The 18,161-nt window shown below is 64.6% G+C and carries 15 protein-coding genes and 1 pseudogene; 11 read left to right on the top strand and 5 right to left on the bottom strand.

The window, feature by feature from the left end:
- Positions 1-2 precede the first annotated feature (2 nt).
- On the bottom strand, positions 3-1,244 hold the full coding sequence (gene glf, locus KCX70_RS00410) for a UDP-galactopyranose mutase (RefSeq protein ID WP_212618946.1): 1,242 nt from the start codon (positions 1,242-1,244) through the stop codon (positions 3-5).
- On the bottom strand, positions 1,232-2,416 hold the full coding sequence (locus KCX70_RS00405; protein WP_212618945.1) for a glycosyltransferase family 1 protein: 1,185 nt from the start codon (positions 2,414-2,416) through the stop codon (positions 1,232-1,234). The genes glf and KCX70_RS00405 overlap by 13 nt, the downstream gene beginning before the upstream one ends.
- Positions 2,417-2,827: 411 nt before the next feature.
- Here KCX70_RS00405 and galE point away from each other — a divergent pair, with 411 nt between their 5' ends.
- Entirely contained in the window at positions 2,828-3,892 is a 1,065-nt protein-coding gene (gene galE / locus KCX70_RS00400) for a UDP-glucose 4-epimerase GalE (protein ID WP_212618944.1), read from the top strand.
- A gap of 21 nt (positions 3,893-3,913) precedes the next feature.
- On the opposite strand, the gene KCX70_RS00395 is transcribed toward galE, so the two are convergent.
- Positions 3,914-5,305: a S8 family peptidase gene (locus KCX70_RS00395; RefSeq protein ID WP_212618943.1), complete on the bottom strand. Its 1,392-nt coding sequence runs from the start codon at positions 5,303-5,305 to the stop codon at positions 3,914-3,916.
- A gap of 352 nt (positions 5,306-5,657) precedes the next feature.
- A complete protein-coding gene (locus tag KCX70_RS00390) occupies positions 5,658-6,542 on the bottom strand; it encodes a LysR family transcriptional regulator (RefSeq protein WP_212618942.1) in 885 nt (294 codons plus the stop codon).
- A gap of 196 nt (positions 6,543-6,738) precedes the next feature.
- On the opposite strand from KCX70_RS00390, the gene trpB reads away from it, so the two are divergent.
- The 8 genes and pseudogenes from trpB (at position 6,739) to KCX70_RS00350 (ending at position 14,881) form a co-directional block, all read left to right on the top strand.
- Positions 6,739-7,950 (top strand): tryptophan synthase subunit beta, encoded by a 1,212-nt coding sequence (gene trpB / locus KCX70_RS00385; RefSeq protein ID WP_102851891.1) that lies wholly within the window; start codon positions 6,739-6,741, stop codon positions 7,948-7,950.
- Positions 7,947-8,756 carry a tryptophan synthase subunit alpha gene (gene trpA / locus KCX70_RS00380; RefSeq protein WP_212618941.1) on the top strand — a complete coding sequence of 270 codons (810 nt, stop codon included), beginning with the start codon at positions 7,947-7,949 and terminating at the stop codon, positions 8,754-8,756. Before trpB ends, trpA begins: the two co-directional genes overlap by 4 nt.
- Before the next feature lie 147 nt (positions 8,757-8,903).
- Positions 8,904-9,282 (top strand): annotated as a pseudogene (locus KCX70_RS00375) (REP-associated tyrosine transposase); the annotation flags it as partial.
- 312 nt (positions 9,283-9,594) lie between these two features.
- Entirely contained in the window at positions 9,595-9,924 is a 330-nt protein-coding gene (locus KCX70_RS00370; protein ID WP_212618940.1) for a DHCW motif cupin fold protein, read from the top strand.
- A 160-nt stretch (positions 9,925-10,084) separates the two neighbouring features.
- On the top strand, positions 10,085-10,909 hold the full coding sequence (locus KCX70_RS00365; protein WP_212618939.1) for an aldo/keto reductase: 825 nt from the start codon (positions 10,085-10,087) through the stop codon (positions 10,907-10,909).
- A 24-nt stretch (positions 10,910-10,933) separates the two neighbouring features.
- Positions 10,934-11,914, top strand: coding sequence for an aldo/keto reductase (locus tag KCX70_RS00360; protein WP_212618938.1), 981 nt, complete (start codon positions 10,934-10,936; stop codon positions 11,912-11,914).
- Positions 11,915-12,190: 276 nt separating this feature from the next.
- Positions 12,191-13,033, top strand: a complete 843-nt coding sequence (yghU, locus tag KCX70_RS00355) for a glutathione-dependent disulfide-bond oxidoreductase (RefSeq protein WP_212618937.1) — start codon at positions 12,191-12,193, stop codon at positions 13,031-13,033.
- A gap of 1,050 nt (positions 13,034-14,083) precedes the next feature.
- A complete protein-coding gene (locus KCX70_RS00350; protein WP_212618936.1) occupies positions 14,084-14,881 on the top strand; it encodes a hypothetical protein in 798 nt (265 codons plus the stop codon).
- Positions 14,882-15,473: 592 nt separating this feature from the next.
- Here KCX70_RS00350 and KCX70_RS00345 read toward each other — a convergent pair.
- On the bottom strand, positions 15,474-15,959 hold the full coding sequence (locus KCX70_RS00345) for a DUF4126 family protein (protein WP_212618935.1): 486 nt from the start codon (positions 15,957-15,959) through the stop codon (positions 15,474-15,476).
- Positions 15,960-16,158: 199 nt separating this feature from the next.
- Here KCX70_RS00345 and KCX70_RS00340 point away from each other — a divergent pair, with 199 nt between their 5' ends.
- Complete coding sequence (locus KCX70_RS00340; RefSeq protein WP_212618934.1) at positions 16,159-17,976, top strand: bifunctional metallophosphatase/5'-nucleotidase; 1,818 nt, start codon at positions 16,159-16,161, stop codon at positions 17,974-17,976.
- A 17-nt stretch (positions 17,977-17,993) separates the two neighbouring features.
- On the top strand, positions 17,994-18,125 hold the full coding sequence (locus KCX70_RS23395) for a hypothetical protein (protein ID WP_256437919.1): 132 nt from the start codon (positions 17,994-17,996) through the stop codon (positions 18,123-18,125).
- The last annotated feature ends 36 nt before the right edge of the window (positions 18,126-18,161 follow it).

Below are 18,161 nucleotides of genomic sequence, written 5' to 3'. Positions count from 1 at the left end.
CCTCAGGGGGCTTGTTCAGCCAGCGATTGGCTGTGTTCGGCGCTTTCGCCCGACGCCGGGCCGCGCTCGGCCTCCTCGATGCGCTTGTACAGCGCCAGCGCCTGCCCCACCACCTGGTCCATGTTGTAGTACTTGTAGGTGCCGAGGCGGCCGACGAAGGTGACGCCCGGCGTCTCGTCCGCCAGCTTCTGGTAGCGCTTGTACAGCTCGGCGTTTTCCGGGCGCGGGATCGGGTAATAGGGATCGCCCTCGGCCGAGGGGTATTCGTAGGTGATGCTGGTCTTCGGGTGCACTTGCCCTGTGAGGTGCTTGTACTCGCTGATGCGCGTATAGGGCACGTCTTCGCTGGGATAGTTGACCGTGCCGACCGCCTGGAACTGCTCCTGATCGAGCTGCTTGTGCTCGAACTTCAATGAGCGGTACGGCAGCTTGCCGAAGCGGTAGTCGAAGTACTCGTCGATCGGCCCGCAGAAGATCAGGTGGTCATGCTGAATCTCGTCGCGAATCTCGCGGTAGTCGGTGTTGATCATGACCTTGATGTTCGGGTGCGCCAGCATCTTCTCGAACATCTTGGTGTACCCGTACTTGGGCATCTGCTGGAAGGTGTCGGTGAAGTAGCGGTCGTCGGTGTTGGTGCGCGTGGGGATGCGCGAGGTGACCGACTTGTCCAGCTGCGAGGGGTCCAGCCCCCACTGCTTGCGGGTGTAGCCGCGGAAGAACTTCTGATACAGCTCGCGGCCGATGCCGTTGATGACCACGTCTTCACTGGTCTGGATGTCCGCCACCGGCTCGGCGCGGCCGGCGAGGAAATCCGCCGCTTCCTGCTCGGTGGTCATGCTTAGCCCGTAGAGCTTGTTCAGCGTGGTCATGTTGATCGGGATCGGCACTTGCTGGCCGTCCACCTGCGCCAGCACGCGATGCTCGTAGGGCCGCCATTCGGTGAAGCGCGACAGGTAATCGACGATGCGCTGGGCATTGGTGTGAAAGATGTGCGGCCCGTAACGGTGGATCAGCACGCCGGCTTCGTCGTAATGATCGTAGGCGTTGCCGCCGATGTGCGGACGCCGGTCGACCACCAGCACGCGCTTGTTCAGGCCGGCCGCCAGCCGCTCGGCCAGTACGCTGCCGGCGAAACCGGCACCGACGATCAGGTAGTCGAAGCCCCGCCGGCCGCTGGACGGGCCAACGCTGGCGCCGCCGCCCGCGTAATCGGGGTTGCTGTCTCGCAGGCTTACATCGCGCATTGCATCTTCTCCTTCATCAGCGCCCAGGTGTGGTCCCAGGACATGTCGCCGAGAATCTCGTCAGCGGTCTTCAACAAACGGTCGCGGTCCTCGCCATCGGCCAGGGCCTTGCCCACCGCCTCGATGAACGCCTGGGGACTGTCGGCGATGTACACGATCTCGGTATCGCCGTAGGTGCGCACCACGTCCTTTATCGGCGTGGACACCACCGGGCAGCCACCGGCGAGGTACTCTGGCGTCTTGGTGGGGCTGATGAAACGCGTCGACTCGTTCATCGCGAAGGGCATGATCGCCACTTCCCAGCCGGACAGGTAGCGGGGCAACTCGTCGTAGGTCTTGCCGCCCAGATAGTGGATGTTGTCGCGCTGCGGCAGGTCGGCGGGGTCGATCTTCACCACCGGGCCAACCAGCACGAACTGCCAGTCCGGACGCTGCTCGGCAACACGGGCCACCAGCTCGATATCGAAGCGCTCGTCGATCACGCCATAGAAGCCCAGGCGCGGATGCGGGATCTCGGCCTGGTCATCGGGGTCGGCCTGGGTCCGCCGCGCCTCGGCGAAGTGCGCCACGTCGACGCTGCTGGGAAAGGCGAAGGCGTTGTCATGCAGCTCGCGCTTGGCTTCCCAGATGCTGTAGCCGCCGGTGAAAACCAGGTCGGCGCGCTCGAGCAGTTCGCGCTCGCGCTGCACCAGCTCCGGCGGCGCGCCGCGAAACGCGGAGAGTTCGTCCATGCAGTCGTAAACGGTGAGCTTGGGCTTCAAATGCCCGGCATAACCCAGCGCCATTGGCGTGTAGTACCAGAGCATCAGCTCCTTGACGCCGAGCTTGTCCAGGTAGCCGTCGAGCAGATCGCGCTGGATGCGCAATGCCGTCTCGCCCTCGCAGCCCTGCGGCAGGCGCGGAATCAATACCTGAACGCCATCTTCCCCGGGCCGCACTTCCAGCCATGGCTGGGCGTCCTCGGTGGGGATCGGCTCTTCGAAAAACAGCACGTTGAAATCGCGCGCGAATCGCGACATCAGATGCTGCGGGCGTTGGTAAACGAAGCTCCAGCGCAGGTGGGAGAGGCACAGCAAGGTCGGCACCTGTTCATCGAAGATGACTTCCGGTGGCGTCGCTTGTTTGTCGGGGGATTTGCCAATTTCGTATTGGTAGGGACCGGCCCAGCTCATGGAAACCTCGTAATGGGTGGCGATGCCCTTCAGAGTTCCGTTCTGCCGCATCGCATCAGCCTGCGCAGCCCGCGCAAAGCAAAACCGGGTGGCGCTCGGTAGCAGAAAAATGCCAGCACGCAAGCGCTGCCTGCCGGCTATGGACGACGGCGCACGAGCCAAGGTTCCCTGTTGCCGCCGTTTGCGGTCGGTCATCGGTTGCCCGTCGCTTCGTTGGAACTTGCTCGCAGCTTCCCCCGTCCCTATTTCAGGACGCCTGATTTACCCCGGCATCGGCCCGCGTGACTGCGCAGCAGCACCGCCCGTTTTTTGCCGAACCCAACCCTGGAGATGCATGCAGCGGCCGCGCTCATACGGCCAGCCGCGTATCCCCCGTGCGCGTCGAATAAATTCGGTATGCGAGGTATACACATGATTCTGGTAACTGGTGGAGCGGGTTACATCGGGTCGCACGCCGTGCTGGAGCTGCTCCTGGCGGGCCACGAAGTACTGGTGCTGGACAATCTTTGTAACAGTTCCAAGATCGCGTTGGATCGGGTCGAAGCCCTCGCTGGTCGCCAGGCCCAGTTCATCAAGGGCGACGTGCGCAATCGCTCGCTGCTCAATGCGCTCTTCGCCTCCTATCCGGTAACTGCGGTGCTGCACTTCGCCGGGCTCAAGGCCGTCGGCGAAAGCGTGCGCGAGCCACTGCGCTATTACGAGACCAATGTCAGCGGCAGCATCGCGCTGTGCCAGGCGATGGCCGAGGCCGGCATCTTCAAGCTGGTGTTCAGCTCGTCGGCGACCGTCTATGGCGATTCCCCGCAGATGCCGATCACCGAGAACTGCCCGACCGGTTTGCCGACCAATCCCTATGGCCAGTCCAAGCTGATGGCCGAGAACGTGCTCAAGGGGCTGGCCGAGTCCGACCCGCGCTGGTCGATCGCCCTGCTGCGCTACTTCAACCCGATCGGCGCTCATGAGTCCGGCCTGATCGGTGAAGACCCCAACGGCATCCCCAACAACCTGCTGCCCTACATGCTGCAAGTCGCCGTGGGGCGTCGGCCCCAGTTGAACGTATACGGAGCGGACTACCCGACGCCGGATGGCACGGGGGTGCGCGATTACATCCATGTGGTCGACCTGGCCAAGGGGCACCTCAAAGCGCTGGAGCGGCTAGAGCGGGTGCACGGTGTTTCCACGTGGAACCTCGGTACCGGCCGTGGCTACTCGGTACGCCAGATGATCACCGCATTCGAGGAAGTCATCGGCCGGCCGCTGCCACATATGTTCCGAGCGCGCCGCCCGGGCGACATCGCCCAGTGCTGGTCGGACCCGACCAAGGCCCGCGAAGAGCTGGGCTGGCAGGCGGAAAAGGACCTGCTTACGATGCTCACTGACGCCTGGCGCTGGCAGAGCCGCAACCCGCAGGGGTACGCGGCAGAAACGACTCCGGCCAAAGCCGGCAAAACGGCCGAGACCGCGCTGGCCAGCTAAGCAGGCCAGCGCTGCGCCGTGCTAGGGCGCGGTGCAGGTCAGCTCTGCTCGGATCTTCGACAGGTCCAGCCGACGATTCTGCTGCACCACACCGGTGAGCTGCGGATCACGCACCGCCAGTCGCAGCAGCGCCTCGCGGATCTGCGCGCTGGTGGCGCAGGGATTCAACGAGGCGTAGAGCGCCGCCGCACCGGTCACATGAGGCGTCGCCATGGAGGTCCCGCTCATGTAGGCGTAACCCGCAGTGCGAGTCGCGGTCGGCACCGTCGAGAGGATATCGACACCGGGCGCGGCGATATGCACGCTGTTGACGCCGTAGTTGGAGAAATCCGCACGTTGGCCGTTTTGATTGATGGCCGCCACCGCGATCACGTTGGGCAGGTTGTAGCTGGCCGGATAGCTGGGCGTGGTATCGAGGTTGAGCCCGTCGTTGCCGGCCGCGGCAATGAACAGGATGTTGGCGTTGCCGGCTGCGCGGATGGCGTCATACAGCGCCTGCGAATACCCACCGCCACCCCAGGAGTTATTGGTGGCGACCAGGTTGATCTTCTTCGCGAGCTTCAGCTGTGTCAGGTAGTTGATGGCCTTCACCGCATCCACCGTGGTGCCGCCATTGACGCCGAGAAACTTGGCGGTGATGTACTTGGCCGTTGGGCAGACGCCGAACACGCCGGCAGCGTTGTTCGCCACCGCGGCGATGGTTCCGGCCACGTGGGTGCCGTGATCGTCGGCCGACCCATCGAAGATGCTGGCGTCGTTGGCGGCGAAATCCCAGCCGAGAATGTCGTCGACCAGGCCGTTGCCGTCGTTGTCCAGGCGATCGGCCCGGCTGCCCTCGCCCGGGTTGATCCACACGTTGGCGCGCAGGTCGCCATGGGTCGCCATCACGCCCTCGTCGACGATCCCCACATACACCTTTTTGGAACACAAGGCGCCGGCGTTCCAGGCCGCCAGCGCGCCGCTGCCGTAGGGCTGGGCCGGCGAGGTGGTCGCGCCCTGCAAGCCCCAGAGCATGCCGAGGCCTGGATCGTTGGGGTTGGTGACCTGGGTGCGGTAGATCCAGTTGGGTTCGACGAACTCCACCGATGGATCCTCAGCGAGCCGGGCAATCAGTGCAGCGTTGACCTTCTGCCCCTTGCCCAGCTTGGCGCGGACCAGGTCACCCTTGGCGTCTTTGCGGGCCGCCTTGTCGAGCAGTTTTTGTGCGGCCTTGGCGCCCTGTTTGGTCAGCGCGGCCCCCGTCGCCAGGTCCGATACGCCGGACTTGAACTGCACCAGCACCTCGCCCTGGACGAAAGGCCTGCCCGCCTTGAGCGAAGCCTCCACCGTGGGGTTGGGTTTTGCCGCGACCTGCTCCGCGCCGGTAGCCAGCAACGCAAACAGAAAAAGACCGGCACGCCGACTCATGACCATCACTGTTCTCCTTGAACGACTGCAGATAGCCGGCGCCATCGCCAGGCATTCCCCGAACGGGGTATCGGCGAATGTATCGGCAAGGTCGGTAGCGTTTTAGCGGCGCCGGACGAAACGACGCGCCATTGGTCGGCAAAAGTAATGGCGCGGGCGACGCCGCGCATCAGGCCGCCAGACTCAACTGATGGCTGAAGGCATCCTGCGTTTACCGATGCAGCCTGTAGCTCCATCAACCCGGTCGCTGACCCACCCTGCATCCCTGGCAGGCTGGGCGGCCCTCGCTTCAGCCTATCGCTCGGCAGCGCCATTTGAACGGCTGGCGACAGCTCAGATTGCCGATGCCCGGCACTCGTCAAACCAGCTGTCGACGCAACCAGTCCGCCAGCATCGCGGCACGTCGATCAGCGCGCCGCGCCGGAACCCACAGCGCCAGTCGCGCCCGCGTCTCGACGAATCCCCAGGGCGCCAGAAGGCGTCCCTGACCCAGGTCGTCGGCGACCAGCTGCTGGGGCGCGATGGCGACCCCGAGCCCCGCCAGGGCTGCCTCCAACAAAAAATACAGGTGCTCGAAGCCCTGCCCCATCTCCAGGCGGGCCGGGTCGAGGCCGTTGCCCAACGCCCAGGCCGGCCAGGCTTGCGGACGTGAAGCGGTATACAGCAGTGGTTCACCAAGCAACTCTTCCGGCCGCGCCTGACTCAGCGTGGCGAAGCGCGGATGGTGTGGGCTCAGCACCGGTCCGATGCGCTCGACGGCCAGTTCGTGGACTTGCATGTCCGCCGGCCAAGGCGGCTCGGCAAACCAGAGCGTGGCATCCAGCCCGGCGCGGCGCGGGTCCAGCTCACCTTCGCTGGCCGATAGCTGCAGATGCAGGTCCGGCAATTCGCGGTTAAGCCGGTCGAGCCGCGGAATGAACCAGCGCGCCAGCAGGCTGCCTGGGCAGCCGAGCACGAACGGCGCATCGGCGGTCTGCTGGCGCAGCTCGGCACAGGTTCCCCGCAGCCGCTCGAAGGCATCGCCCGCCGCATCGCGCAGTCGCACGCCGGCATCAGTGAGTTTTACGCCACGGCCTTCCTTGCTGAACAGCGCCACACCGAGGTGTTCTTCCAGTAGGCGAATCTGCCGGCTGACAGCACCGTGGGTGACGCTGAGTTCGATCGCCGCTTGGCTCACGCTCTGCAGGCGGGCCGCCGCTTCGAAGGCGCGCAAGGCGTTCAGCGGAGGAAGGTCCTGGCTCATCTGTGATAATTCCTGACAGGTTGTGGCGATCTTATCGCTTTTCCAGAAGCGTTGGCAGCCGTAACCTGTGCCCATTGCAGACGTGCCACTGGCCACTGTGGGAGCGGTCTTGACCGCGAAGATCGTTGGAAACATTCGTGGCCAAGGCCACTCCCACCAAACATGCTGCCGCTTTGAACCTCAACTGGAGCCCGACATGACCTCATTGCGCAACGGCCCTGACGCCAAGGGCCTGTTCGGCCACTTTGGCGGCCAGTACGTCGCCGAAACCCTGATGCCGCTCATCCACGAGCTGGCCGCCGAATACGAAAAAGCCAAGCAGGACCCTGAGTTCGCCAAGGAGCTCGCCTACTTCCAGCGCGACTATGTCGGCCGCCCCTCCCCGCTGTATTTCGCCGAACGCCTGACGGAGTTCTGTGGCGGCGCGAAGATCTACCTCAAGCGCGAGGAGCTCAATCACACCGGCGCGCACAAGATCAACAACTGCATCGGCCAGATCCTCTTGGCCAAGCGCATGGGCAAGCAGCGCATCATCGCCGAGACCGGCGCCGGCATGCATGGCGTGGCCACCGCCACCGTGGCCGCGCGCTTCGGCATGCAGTGCGTGATCTACATGGGCACCACCGACATCGACCGCCAGCAGGCCAACGTCTTCCGCATGAAGCTGCTGGGCGCCGAGGTGATTCCGGTCACCGCCGGCACCGGCACCCTGAAGGACGCGATGAACGAAGCCCTGCGCGACTGGGTGACCAACGTCCACAACACCTTCTACCTGATCGGCACCGTCGCCGGCCCGCACCCCTACCCGGCCATGGTCCGCGACTTCCAGGCCGTCATCGGCAAGGAAACCCGCGACCAGCTACAGGCCCAGGAAGGTCGCCTGCCCGACTCGCTGGTCGCCTGCATCGGCGGCGGTTCCAACGCCATGGGTCTGTTCCATCCGTTCCTCGATGACCAGAGCGTCGCGATCATTGGCGTCGAGGCCGCCGGCCACGGCATCGAAACCGGCCAGCACGCGGCCAGCCTCAACGGCGGCGTACCCGGCGTGCTGCATGGCAACCGCACCTTCCTGCTGCAGAACGAAGACGGTCAGATCATCGACGCCCACTCGATCTCCGCCGGCCTCGACTACCCCGGCATCGGCCCCGAGCACGCCTGGCTGCACGACATCGGCCGCGTCGAGTACACCTCGATCACCGACAAGGAAGCGCTCGCCGCCTTCCACAAGTGCTGCCGCCTGGAAGGCATCATCCCGGCCCTGGAAAGCGCCCACGCGCTAGCCGAAGTTTTCAAACGCGCGCCGACCCTGCCGAAGGATCACCTGATGGTGGTCAACCTCTCCGGCCGCGGCGACAAGGACATGCAGACCGTCATGCACCACTACGACGAACAGGAAGAACACATATGAGCCGCCTGCAGACGCGCTTCGACGAGCTGAAACAACAGAACCGCGCCGCGCTGGTGACCTTCATCACCGCCGGCGACCCGGACTACGCCACCTCGCTACAGATCCTCAAGGGCCTGCCGGCCGCCGGTGCCGACGTGATCGAACTGGGCATGCCCTTCACCGACCCGATGGCCGACGGCCCGGCGATCCAGCTGGCCAACATCCGCGCTCTGGCGGCCAAGCAGGACCTGGCCAAGACGCTGCAGATGGTTCGCGAATTCCGCCAGGACAACCAGACCACCCCGCTGGTGCTGATGGGCTACTTCAACCCCATCCACAAGATGGGCGTCGAGCGCTTCCTCGCCGAGGCGGTGGAGGCCGGCGTTGACGGGCTGATCGTGGTCGACCTGCCGCCGGAACATAACGAAGACCTTTGCGACCCGGCCCAGGCCGCGGGCATCGACTTCATCCGCCTGACCACCCCGACCACCGACGACAAGCGCCTGCCGGTCGTGCTCAACGGCAGCTCGGGCTTCGTCTACTACGTCTCGGTGGCGGGTGTGACCGGCGCCGGTTCCGCCACTCTGGAACACGTCGAAGAGGCCGTCGCGCGGTTGAAGCGCCATACCGATCTGCCCGTCGCCATCGGCTTCGGTATCCGCACGCCGGAGCAGGCTGCCGCCATTGCGCGCCTGAGCGAGGGCGTGGTGGTGGGCTCGGCGTTGATCGATCAGATCGCCAATGCCAAGAGCAGCGAACAAGCCGTCGAAGGCGTATTGGGGTTGTGTCGGGAACTGAGCGAAGGCGTTCGGAAGGCGCGCGGCTGAGCTGCGTTGTAGGGTGCACCGCGGAGTGCGGCTCAGCTACCAATTGGTGGGCTAAAGCCCACCCTACAAGACTCTGATGTGAGTGCCGTAGGGTGGGCTTCAGCCCACCAGACGCTCATCCACACTCATGAAGGCAAGGAGGCCTCCATGTCCAACTACCGCCGCAGCCAGGTGCGCGGTGGCACCTGGTTCTTCACCGTGACGCTGGCCGACCGCCGCTCCCAATTGTTGATCGATGAGATCGAATGGCTTCGCCACGCCTATGGCCTGACTCAGCGCACCCGCCCCTTTCAAACGCTCGCCATTTGCATCCTGCCTGATCATTTGCACGCCATCTGGACGCTCCCTGAAGGCGACGCTGACTACGCGGGCCGCTGGAGCCTGCAAGAGCTCCGTTTCTCGACAGCTCCCCGCCACGCCCCGAAACCCGAGTCAGTTGTGTAAACGAGAGAAAGGCAACTGGCAACGCCGCTACTGGGAACACCAGATTCGAGACGAATCGGATCTGCAGCGCCACGTTGATTACATTCACTACAACCCGGTCAAGCATGGGCTGGTTGATCGAGTCGCCGATTGGCCGTATTCGAGTTTCCATCGGTATGTGGAGAAAGGGCTATTGCCAAGCGATTGGGCGGGTAGCGCCGGGGCGGGCGGCTCGTTCGGTGAATAATTCAATCGGTGTACAGCGAGAACCCCGCCCTGGTGGGCTGAAGCCCACCCTACAAGACTACAAACTGCAGACCGACGTAGGGTGGGCCGGGCGGCGTTCCGCTTCAGCCCACCACCATCACCACGTCACGCCATTCCCTTGCCCTCCATCGACCATCAAAGGACATTCATGGACATCCAGAACATCCCTTTCGCCACTACCGACTGGTCGACCATCGAACCCACCGAACACACAGGCGAGACCGGCACCGCCTATTGGCGCACGCGGCAATTCGGACCCATTCGGGTGCGTATGGTCGAATACACACCCGGCTATCTCGCCGATCACTGGTGCAGCAAAGGTCATATCCTGCTGTGCCTGGAGGGCGAGCTGCACACCGAACTGCCTGACGGCCGCCGCTTTATCCTGACGCCGGGCATGAGCTATCAGGTGGCAGACGGCGCGGAGCCGCATCGCTCATCCACCCTGGTTGGCGCCCGGCTATTCGTGGTGGACTGAACGCGATGCCGCCGCATCAGATGGCACCGAAACCACAGCCATGCGGCCCCCGGTCGCCCCTTCCTTTCGTCCTTTGCTACCGATCAAAGTCGCACCTCCACAGTCGGATAAGAACCGCAGGCGGACACATCCGCCACATTTCAATCCGTGAGGAGACTTCGTGACGGTTCCCAATATTGCTCTGAAAGACGCTCACCAGATCCCGCAGCTCGGCCTCGGCGTGTTCCAGATTCCACCGGAGCAGACCCGCCAGGCGGTGCTGGACGCCTTCGAGATCGGCTATCGGCACATCGATACCGCGGCGATTTACAAGAATGAAGGAGGCGTCGGCGAGGCCATCGCCGACGCCGGGCTGCCGCGCGAGCAGCTGTTCATCACCACCAAGCTGTGGAACGACCAGCAGGGTTACGACAGCACGCTACGGGCCTTCGACAAGAGCATGAAGAAGCTCAAGCTCGACCGGCTCGACCTCTACCTCATCCACTGGCCCTGCCCGCAGCGCGGCGAATTTCTCGATACCTGGAAGGCCTTCCTGCGCTTGCGTGAAGAGGGTCGCGTCACGTCCATCGGCGTGTCGAACTTTCGCGTGCAGGACATCGAACTGCTGATCGCCGAGACCGGCGAGACGCCCGTGGTTAACCAGATCGAGCTGCATCCCTATCTGCAACAACAGGAATTGGTCGAGTATCACGCCGCCAAAGGCATCGCCACCGAGGCCTGGAGCCCATTGGCACGCGGCGGCGAGATGCTGGGCGACCCGATGATCAAGGCCTTGGCAGAGAAATACGGCAAGAGCGCGGCGCAGGTGGTGCTGCGCTGGCACCTGGATAACGGCTTCGTGATTTTTCCGAAGTCGGTCCACGCCGAACGGCTGCGCGAGAACTTCGACCTGTTCGATTTCTCGCTCAGCGCGGACGATATTTCGGAAATCGCCACCCTGGACCGCGGCCAGCGCATCGGCCCGGATCCGTCAGCGCTCAACTAGGCGCAACTCAACTGAGGAGGCTCAATGGACTACATCAATCTCGGCCGGACCGGGCTCAAGGTGTCCCGCCTGTGCCTGGGCTGCATGACCTACGGCATCCCCGACCGCGGCAAACACCCCTGGACGCTGGACGAGGCGCAGAGCCGCCCGTTCATCCAGAAGGCGCTGGAGCTGGGCATTAATTTCTTCGACACGGCCAACGCCTATTCGGACGGCACCAGCGAGGAGATCGTCGGTCGCGCCCTGAAGGACTTCGCCCGTCGCGACGAGGTGGTGCTGGCGACCAAGGTCTACATGCCGCTACGCGACAAACCGAACAATGGCGGCTTGTCGCGCAAGGCCATTTTCAACGCCATCGATGAAAGCCTGCAGCGCCTGGGCACTGATTACGTCGACTTGTACCAGATCCATCGCTGGGACTACGCCACGCCCATCGAGGAAACGCTCGAAGCGCTGCACGACGTGGTCAAGGCCGGCAAGGCGCGCTACATCGGCGGCTCGTCGATGTACGCCTGGCAGTTCGCCAAGGCGCTGTACACCGCCGAGCGCCACGGCTGGACGCGCTTCGTCAGCATGCAGAACCACGTCAACCTGCTCAACCGCGAGGAAGAGCGCGAGATGCTGCCGCTGTGCGCGGCCGAGGGCATCGGTGTGATTCCGTGGAGCCCGCTGGCGCGCGGTCGGCTGACCCGCGACTGGGACACCGGCAGCGCCCGCAGCGAGACCGATGACTTTGGCCGCACGTTGTATCAGGCCAGCGAGGACGCGGACCGGCGCGTGGTCGAGGCGGTGGCGCGGGTCGCTGAAGCGCGCGGCGTACCGCGGGCGCAGGTGGCGCTCGCCTGGGTGGCGCAGAAAGCCGAGGTCACGGCCCCGATCATTGGCGCCTCGAAACCGCATCACCTGGACGACGCGGTCGCGGCGCTCGAGCTGCGGCTGACAGACGAGGAAATTGCCGAGCTCGAAGCGCCCTATGTGCCGCATTCGGTGGTGGGTTTCAGCTAGCCGCGTTACCAGTGTGCTGGCCCAGCCCCCGTAGGATGGGTGCAACCCATCACCGGCGCTCGGCGGGTTTCACCTGCGCGGCCCGACCCATCCGATGGATGCAGCGAACCACCACAGCCCTACCCGCCTCACCTCGACTGCTGACCCGCACGGGGTACCCACATAGAACAAACCATCGCCCATCGATGACCAATATCAACCGGCTCGATTTCGACAGCGCCGTGAGGGCGCGTAGCATGCGCTGCACATCCCAGTACCCACTCGAGGAGATTGCCCATGCCTGATACCCCTTACGTACCGCCGAAAGTCTGGACCCACGACGCACCCTCAGGTGGCAAGTTCGCCAGCATCAACGCGCCCACCGCCGGCGCGCGCGAGGAGAAGGCGCTGCCGGTCGGCAAGCATCCGCTGCAGCTCTACTCGCTGGCCACGCCCAACGGCGTGAAGGTCTCGATCATGCTCGAAGAGCTGCTCGCGCTCGGCCACAGTGGCGCGGAATATGACGCCTGGCTGATCAAGATCGGCGATGGCGATCAGTTCGGCAGCGGCTTCGTCGAGATCAACCCGAACTCCAAGATTCCAGCCCTGGCCGATCACAGCGTCGACGGCGAGCCACTGCGGGTGTTCGAGTCCGGCTCAATCCTGGTCTACCTCGCGGAAAAATTCGGCGCCTTCCTGCCGAGCGAAACCCGCGCACGCACCGAAACGCTGAACTGGCTGTTCTGGCAGATGGGCTCGGCGCCCTTCCTCGGCGGCGGTTTCGGGCATTTCTATGCCTACGCGCCGGAGAAGTACGAGTACCCGATCAACCGCTACGCCATGGAGGTCAAGCGCCAGCTCGATGTGCTGGATCGCCAACTGGCCGAGAACCGCTACATAGCCGGCGACGCCTACACCATCGCCGACATGGCCATCTGGCCCTGGTACGGCGTGCTGGCCCGTGGCGAGCTGTACGAGGCTGGTGAATTCCTTTCCGTGCAGGACTGCAAGCACGTCCAACGCTGGGCCGCGGAAGTGGCCGAACGCCCCGCCGTGATCCGCGGGCGCAAGGTCAACCGCACCTGGGGCGACGAATCGGAGCAGGCCGCCGAGCGCCACAGCGCAGCTGACCTGGATTGACCTCAGACGCTCACCCAACGAGGCAGGCCGCGCCAGCGGCCTCGCCGCTACGGCGTTAGCGTTGTGGGAGTGGTGACCTGTGGGAGCGGTCTTGACCGCGAATTGGGGGCCACGCCGCGCAAGCGTCAACGCCGGGGATTGGGCAGAAACTCTCGCAGCTCGAAACCGCTTGAGCGAAAACCGGCTTGTAGCCCGTGCATCACTTCATTCGCGGTCAAGACCGCTCCCACGAAAGCCCCGCAGTGAAGCCGCTTGTGTCTGCCATGGCGTCGTCTTGTAGCTCCATCACAAAGCACAGCTCCCTTACCGCGGCCGAACAACACCGGACCTGTGGGAGCGGGCCCGGTAGGATTGGGACTCTGTGGGAGCGGTCTTGACCGCGAATTGGGTGACCGCGCCGCGCAAGCGTAAACGCCGGCCTGAGCAAGAAATCTCTCAGCTCGACACCGCTTGAGCAAAAAACCGGCTTGTAGCCATCGCTACCTGTGTACCGATCTCTGCGTGCGCCACTTCATTCGCGGTCAAGACCGCTCCCACGACAGCCCCGCAGCGAAGACCGTTTGTGTCTGCCATGGCGTCGTCTTGTAGCTTCATTCACAAAGCACAGCTCCCGTACCGCGGCCGAACAACACCGGTCCTATTGGATCGGGCCCGGTGGGATTGGGGACTTGTGGGAGCGGTCTTGACCGCGAATTGGGTGACCGCGCCGCGCAAGCGCCAACGCCGGATTGGGCAGGAACCTCGCAGCTCGACACCGATTGAGCAAAAACTGGCTTGTAGCCGTGCATCACTTCATTCGCGGTCAAGACCGCTCCCACGAAAGCCCCAACAGCCAATGCCGCTTACAAAAGCACGTTGGCGATTCTCCGCTCCAACTGCGCCCTGCTACCGCTTATTTTCTGAACTATGACCGGCCCGCCAGACCCAATAATCATGAGCGCTGCTCTGAGGAGCGGATGAGCTGCCATGGTTAGAGCGGCCGTGGTCATCAGTCCTGCGTCCAGGGCAATGCTCGGATAACCCAGTTGTCTACACAACGCGAGGTGAACCATGAGACACACACTGGTAGCAGCGTTCGCGACGCCAACCGACGCCAGTCGCACTTACGGCGACCTGATGTCGAGGGGCATCGCCCGCGAGCAGATTCATATGGTGGGCGCCGACAGCGCGGAAATCCATGGCTACGATGAGCCCTATTCCACCGCCGACGGTACGGTCGACCGCACGCATCACGAGTCCAAAGTCGCCCACTTCTTCAAGTCCCTGTTCGGCCACCAGCCGCATGAAGCGCATCGTCACCATGCCACGGCCTATCCCGAAGCGGTTCGCCGGGGCGCGACGGTGATCGCGGTCGATGCGCGCGATGACGACGAGCTGGTCAAGGTTCGCGACGCTCTGGAATACAACGGCGCCCTGAACGTCAACGAGCGCGGCGGCGATAGCGCGACGCCTGGCTACGCCGGTCCGACCAGCCCTTACGCCGGCGCCACGGGTGGTGATAGCCACCTGGACAAGCATTTCGCCGGGAACGCTTCCACTACCTCGAGCGCCGACAACCACAACGAGCGCCAGGGCGAGACGCAGACCGATCGCCTCGACCATGCGGCCGGCGCCGGCCCGACCGACCAGGCGCACCCGACCGCGCATGACAGGACCGGGACCGTCGATACCGGCCGTTACGAGGTCGGCAGCGACGCCAAGCGCGCCGGCACCGACTACCCCGGCACCCTGGCAACCAACAACGCCACCGGCGCCGGGCCTACCGGCCGCGAAGTGGCTGAAGGCGTCGGTACGCGCGAGGCCGGGATGTGCACCGATCGCGTCTGCGTGATTCAGCGGCCCAGCTGAGGGTCGCTAACACAACACCGCCGTGGGGTCCCAACCAGTGAGAGCCGCGACCCCGCGGCGAATGCAGGCCGCAAGCCTGCGCGCGCCAAAGCTTCACCCGAGGTCGGGCCTCCCACAGAGCAAAAGCCAAAGCCAGAACCGCACCGCCGCCAGGGCCCAACCAGTGGGAGCCGCGACCCCCCGCGGCGAATGCAGGCCGCCGGCCTGCGCGCGCCAAAGCTTCGCCCCGAGGTCGGGCCTCCCACAGAGCCAAAGCCAAAGCAGAACCGCACCGCCGCCAGGGCCCAACCAGTGGGAGCCGCGCCCCCGCGGCGAATGCAGGCCGCCAGCCTGCGCGCGCCAAAGCTTCGCCCCGAGGTCGGGCCTCCCACAGAGCAAAAGCCAAAGCCAGAACCGCACCGCCACCAGGGCCCAACCAGTGGGAGCCGCGACCCGCGGCGAATGCAGGCCGCCGGCCTGCGCGCGCCAAAGCTTCGCCCCGAGGTCGGGCCTCCCACAGAGCAAAAGCCAAAGCCAGAACCGCACCGCCGCCAGGGCCCAACCAGTGGGAGCCGCGACCCGCGGCGAATGCAGACCCAACCAACTGGAGCGGCTAACCCAGCGCCCGGCGCAATCCGGCATTGCCGACGGTCAACGCCAGACCGTCCTCGGCCAGCCCCAGCGCCGCGTTGAGCAAGGGCTGCGGCTGGTAAGGCTTACGCAGGCCGAGTCCGATCTTTGATGACACCAGCGCTGCGGTGGCGCCGATCAGCGCCGGCAGCAGCATGGGCTCACGGCGCATGCTCGCCAGCGCCGCCGCGGTCACGCCACCCGACAGCGCACGGAACACCATCGACGGGACAATGGTGCGATCCGGCGCAAAGGGCATCTTGTCCCCCAGCAGTTCCGCCGCTGCCATCGGCAGCAGAACTTGCTGCGTACGGTGCGAGGCCAGCGTACGCGCGGGCTCGTCGGCTTCATCGATGTCGTCACATGCGGCCAGCGCACGGCTGGTCATGGCCGGCGCCAGTGTGCTGCGCATGCCCGTTACCAGACCAAGCGCCAACGCGCCCCAAAACAGATTGCTGGATATCGTCATCGTCAATCTCCCGGTGGTTATCTATAACGACCGGGTACGGGACGAAGGCGTTCAGCCGGAGGGACGGGCTGTCGTCCGGTACGTTTTCACAGCGGCAAGCCGCACGTCGCCTATCGCCAAACCACCAACCAGCGGTCATCAAACAGCCACCTGCGCTTTCTAGTTTCGGTCGGACCCCACCGCACCGAGGAAAACAACAATGCGCACGCGCATCTTGGATTGGCTGTTCGCCGCCAGCCTGGTCGGCATCGCCGCCCCGACGCTGGCACAAACGCAAGGGCAGGCCGAGCACGGCTCCATCGAGCGGGACTACCGTGAAGAGCGCCTGGAGGCTCTCAAGGCCCGCCAGCAGGCCGCCGAGCGTCGCAGTTGGCGTGCCCCGGACTGGCGACCCGAGCCGGTAGTGTCGATCAACCTGCTCAGCATCAATGATTTCCACGGTCAGCTGTCGCCGCGCAGTGTCGCCGGGCGTCCTGCCGGAGGCGCCGCCGTGCTCGCCGCCTACCTCAAGGCCGCCAGTAACGACAATACGCTGATCGTGCACGACGGCGACCAGGTCGGCGCTTCCCCTCCCAACTCCGCGCTGCTGCAGGACGAGCCCTCGATCAGCTTTTTCAGTCTGCTGGCCAACCCGCATTGCCGAGATTTCAGCCGGCAAATGCAGATGCCTCGCAGCGTGCAGCCCTTCGCCCAGCAGCGCTGCAACCTGATCGGCACCCTCGGCAACCACGAGTTCGATGACGGCCGTACCGAGCTACTGCGCCTGCTCACCGGTGGCAACCACCGCAACGGGCCGTTCCTCGACGACCCGTGGCAAGGCGCACGCTTTCCCATGGTGTCGAGCAACGTGATCGACCAAAGCACCGGTGAATCCCTGCTGCCACCCTACTCCATCTACTTCAGCGATGGCGTGCGTATTGGCGTGATCGGTGCGGTACTGAAGGAAACCCCGTCGATCGTCTCGCCGAGCGGCGTGGCCGGCCTGCGCTTCATCGACGAGGCGGACGCCATCAACCAGTCCGTGGCCGAGCTGCGCCGGCATGGCGTGCATGCCATCGTCGTCGCCCTGCACCAGGGCGGCCAGCAAAGCAGCTATGACGGCCCGACCAACCCCGAGGCCGACACGGTTACCGGCCCGGTGGTCGATATCATCGAGCGTCTGGATGACGAGGTGGACGTGGTCATCTCCGGCCACGCCCACGGCTTCACCAATGCCCTGGTACCCAATGCCAACGGCAAACCGATCCTCGTGACCCAGGCATTCTCGGCCGGCACCGCCTATGCCGATATCGAACTGGTGGTCAGCCGCCGCAGCCGCGATATCGTCGAAAAGTCCGCCGCCATACTCACCACCTGGGCCGACCAGGGCGCCGGGCTTTCGCCGGATCCGCAGGTCGCCGCCCTGGTGGCACAGACGGATGTGCAGGTCGAGCCGTTGGTTGCGCGCGTGGTGGGCGTGGCCCAGGGCGACATCAACCGCACCGAAACGCCAGCCGGCGAATCGGCACTGGGCAACCTGATTGCCGATGCCCAGCGTGTCGCCACTGACGCGCAGATCAGCTTCATGAACCCGGGCGGCATCCGTGCCGATCTGGCGAGCGGTGAGGTGACCTGGGGCGAATTGTTCGCCATCCAGCCCTTCGCCAACGACCTCGTCTCGATGGACCTGACCGGCGCGCAGATCAAGACGCTGCTCGAACAGCAATGGATCGGCCAGAGCTATACCCGCCTGCTCAAGCCTTCCGGCATCCGCTACAGCTGGTCCGCCAGCCGCCCCGAAGGCAACCGCGTGATCGAGATCCATGACGCGGGCGGTGCGCCGATCAACCCGGCCGCCATCTACCGCGTCACCGTGAATTTCTTCCTTGCCGGCGGCGGCGACAATTTCACGATCCTCACCGAAGGCCAGAACCGCGTCGTCGGCCCGGTGGATCTGGATGCGCTGGTCGACTACATCGAAGCATTGCCGCAGCCGTTCAATGGCGGCATCGAAGGGCGAATCCGGCGCGTCGATTGAACCTGGGACGAAGCTGAATGAAAAAAGGCGACCCGAACAGGCCGAGTGAAAACGTAGCGAGCGCTGGTCAGGCAAGGCAAAAACAGGCGAAAAAGCGCAGTTTACGAGCTGTAAATGAGCATTTTGAGGCTGTTTTTAACGCAGCATGACCGAGCGCAGTAGTTTTCACACGGTCTGTAAAGGTC

The organism is Stutzerimonas stutzeri (assembly GCF_018138085.1).
Classification (GTDB): domain Bacteria; phylum Pseudomonadota; class Gammaproteobacteria; order Pseudomonadales; family Pseudomonadaceae; genus Stutzerimonas; species Stutzerimonas stutzeri_AI.
Note: the sequence above shows the minus strand (reverse complement) of the source record. Positions and strands in the feature narration are given on the sequence as shown.

Coding starts and splice junctions, on each gene's coding strand:
- glf (WP_212618946.1), bottom strand. CDS start 1,244: ATGCGCGATGTAAGCCTGCGAGACAGCAACCCCGATTACGCGGGCGGC.
- KCX70_RS00405 (WP_212618945.1), bottom strand. CDS start 2,416: ATGAGCTGGGCCGGTCCCTACCAATACGAAATTGGCAAATCCCCCGAC.
- galE (WP_212618944.1), top strand. CDS start 2,828: ATGATTCTGGTAACTGGTGGAGCGGGTTACATCGGGTCGCACGCCGTG.
- KCX70_RS00395 (WP_212618943.1), bottom strand. CDS start 5,305: ATGGTCATGAGTCGGCGTGCCGGTCTTTTTCTGTTTGCGTTGCTGGCT.
- KCX70_RS00390 (WP_212618942.1), bottom strand. CDS start 6,542: ATGAGCCAGGACCTTCCTCCGCTGAACGCCTTGCGCGCCTTCGAAGCG.
- trpB (WP_102851891.1), top strand. CDS start 6,739: ATGACCTCATTGCGCAACGGCCCTGACGCCAAGGGCCTGTTCGGCCAC.
- trpA (WP_212618941.1), top strand. CDS start 7,947: ATGAGCCGCCTGCAGACGCGCTTCGACGAGCTGAAACAACAGAACCGC.
- KCX70_RS00370 (WP_212618940.1), top strand. CDS start 9,595: ATGGACATCCAGAACATCCCTTTCGCCACTACCGACTGGTCGACCATC.
- KCX70_RS00360 (WP_212618938.1), top strand. CDS start 10,934: ATGGACTACATCAATCTCGGCCGGACCGGGCTCAAGGTGTCCCGCCTG.
- yghU (WP_212618937.1), top strand. CDS start 12,191: ATGCCTGATACCCCTTACGTACCGCCGAAAGTCTGGACCCACGACGCA.
- KCX70_RS00350 (WP_212618936.1), top strand. CDS start 14,084: ATGAGACACACACTGGTAGCAGCGTTCGCGACGCCAACCGACGCCAGT.
- KCX70_RS00345 (WP_212618935.1), bottom strand. CDS start 15,959: ATGACGATATCCAGCAATCTGTTTTGGGGCGCGTTGGCGCTTGGTCTG.
- KCX70_RS00340 (WP_212618934.1), top strand. CDS start 16,159: ATGCGCACGCGCATCTTGGATTGGCTGTTCGCCGCCAGCCTGGTCGGC.
- KCX70_RS23395 (WP_256437919.1), top strand. CDS start 17,994: ATGAAAAAAGGCGACCCGAACAGGCCGAGTGAAAACGTAGCGAGCGCT.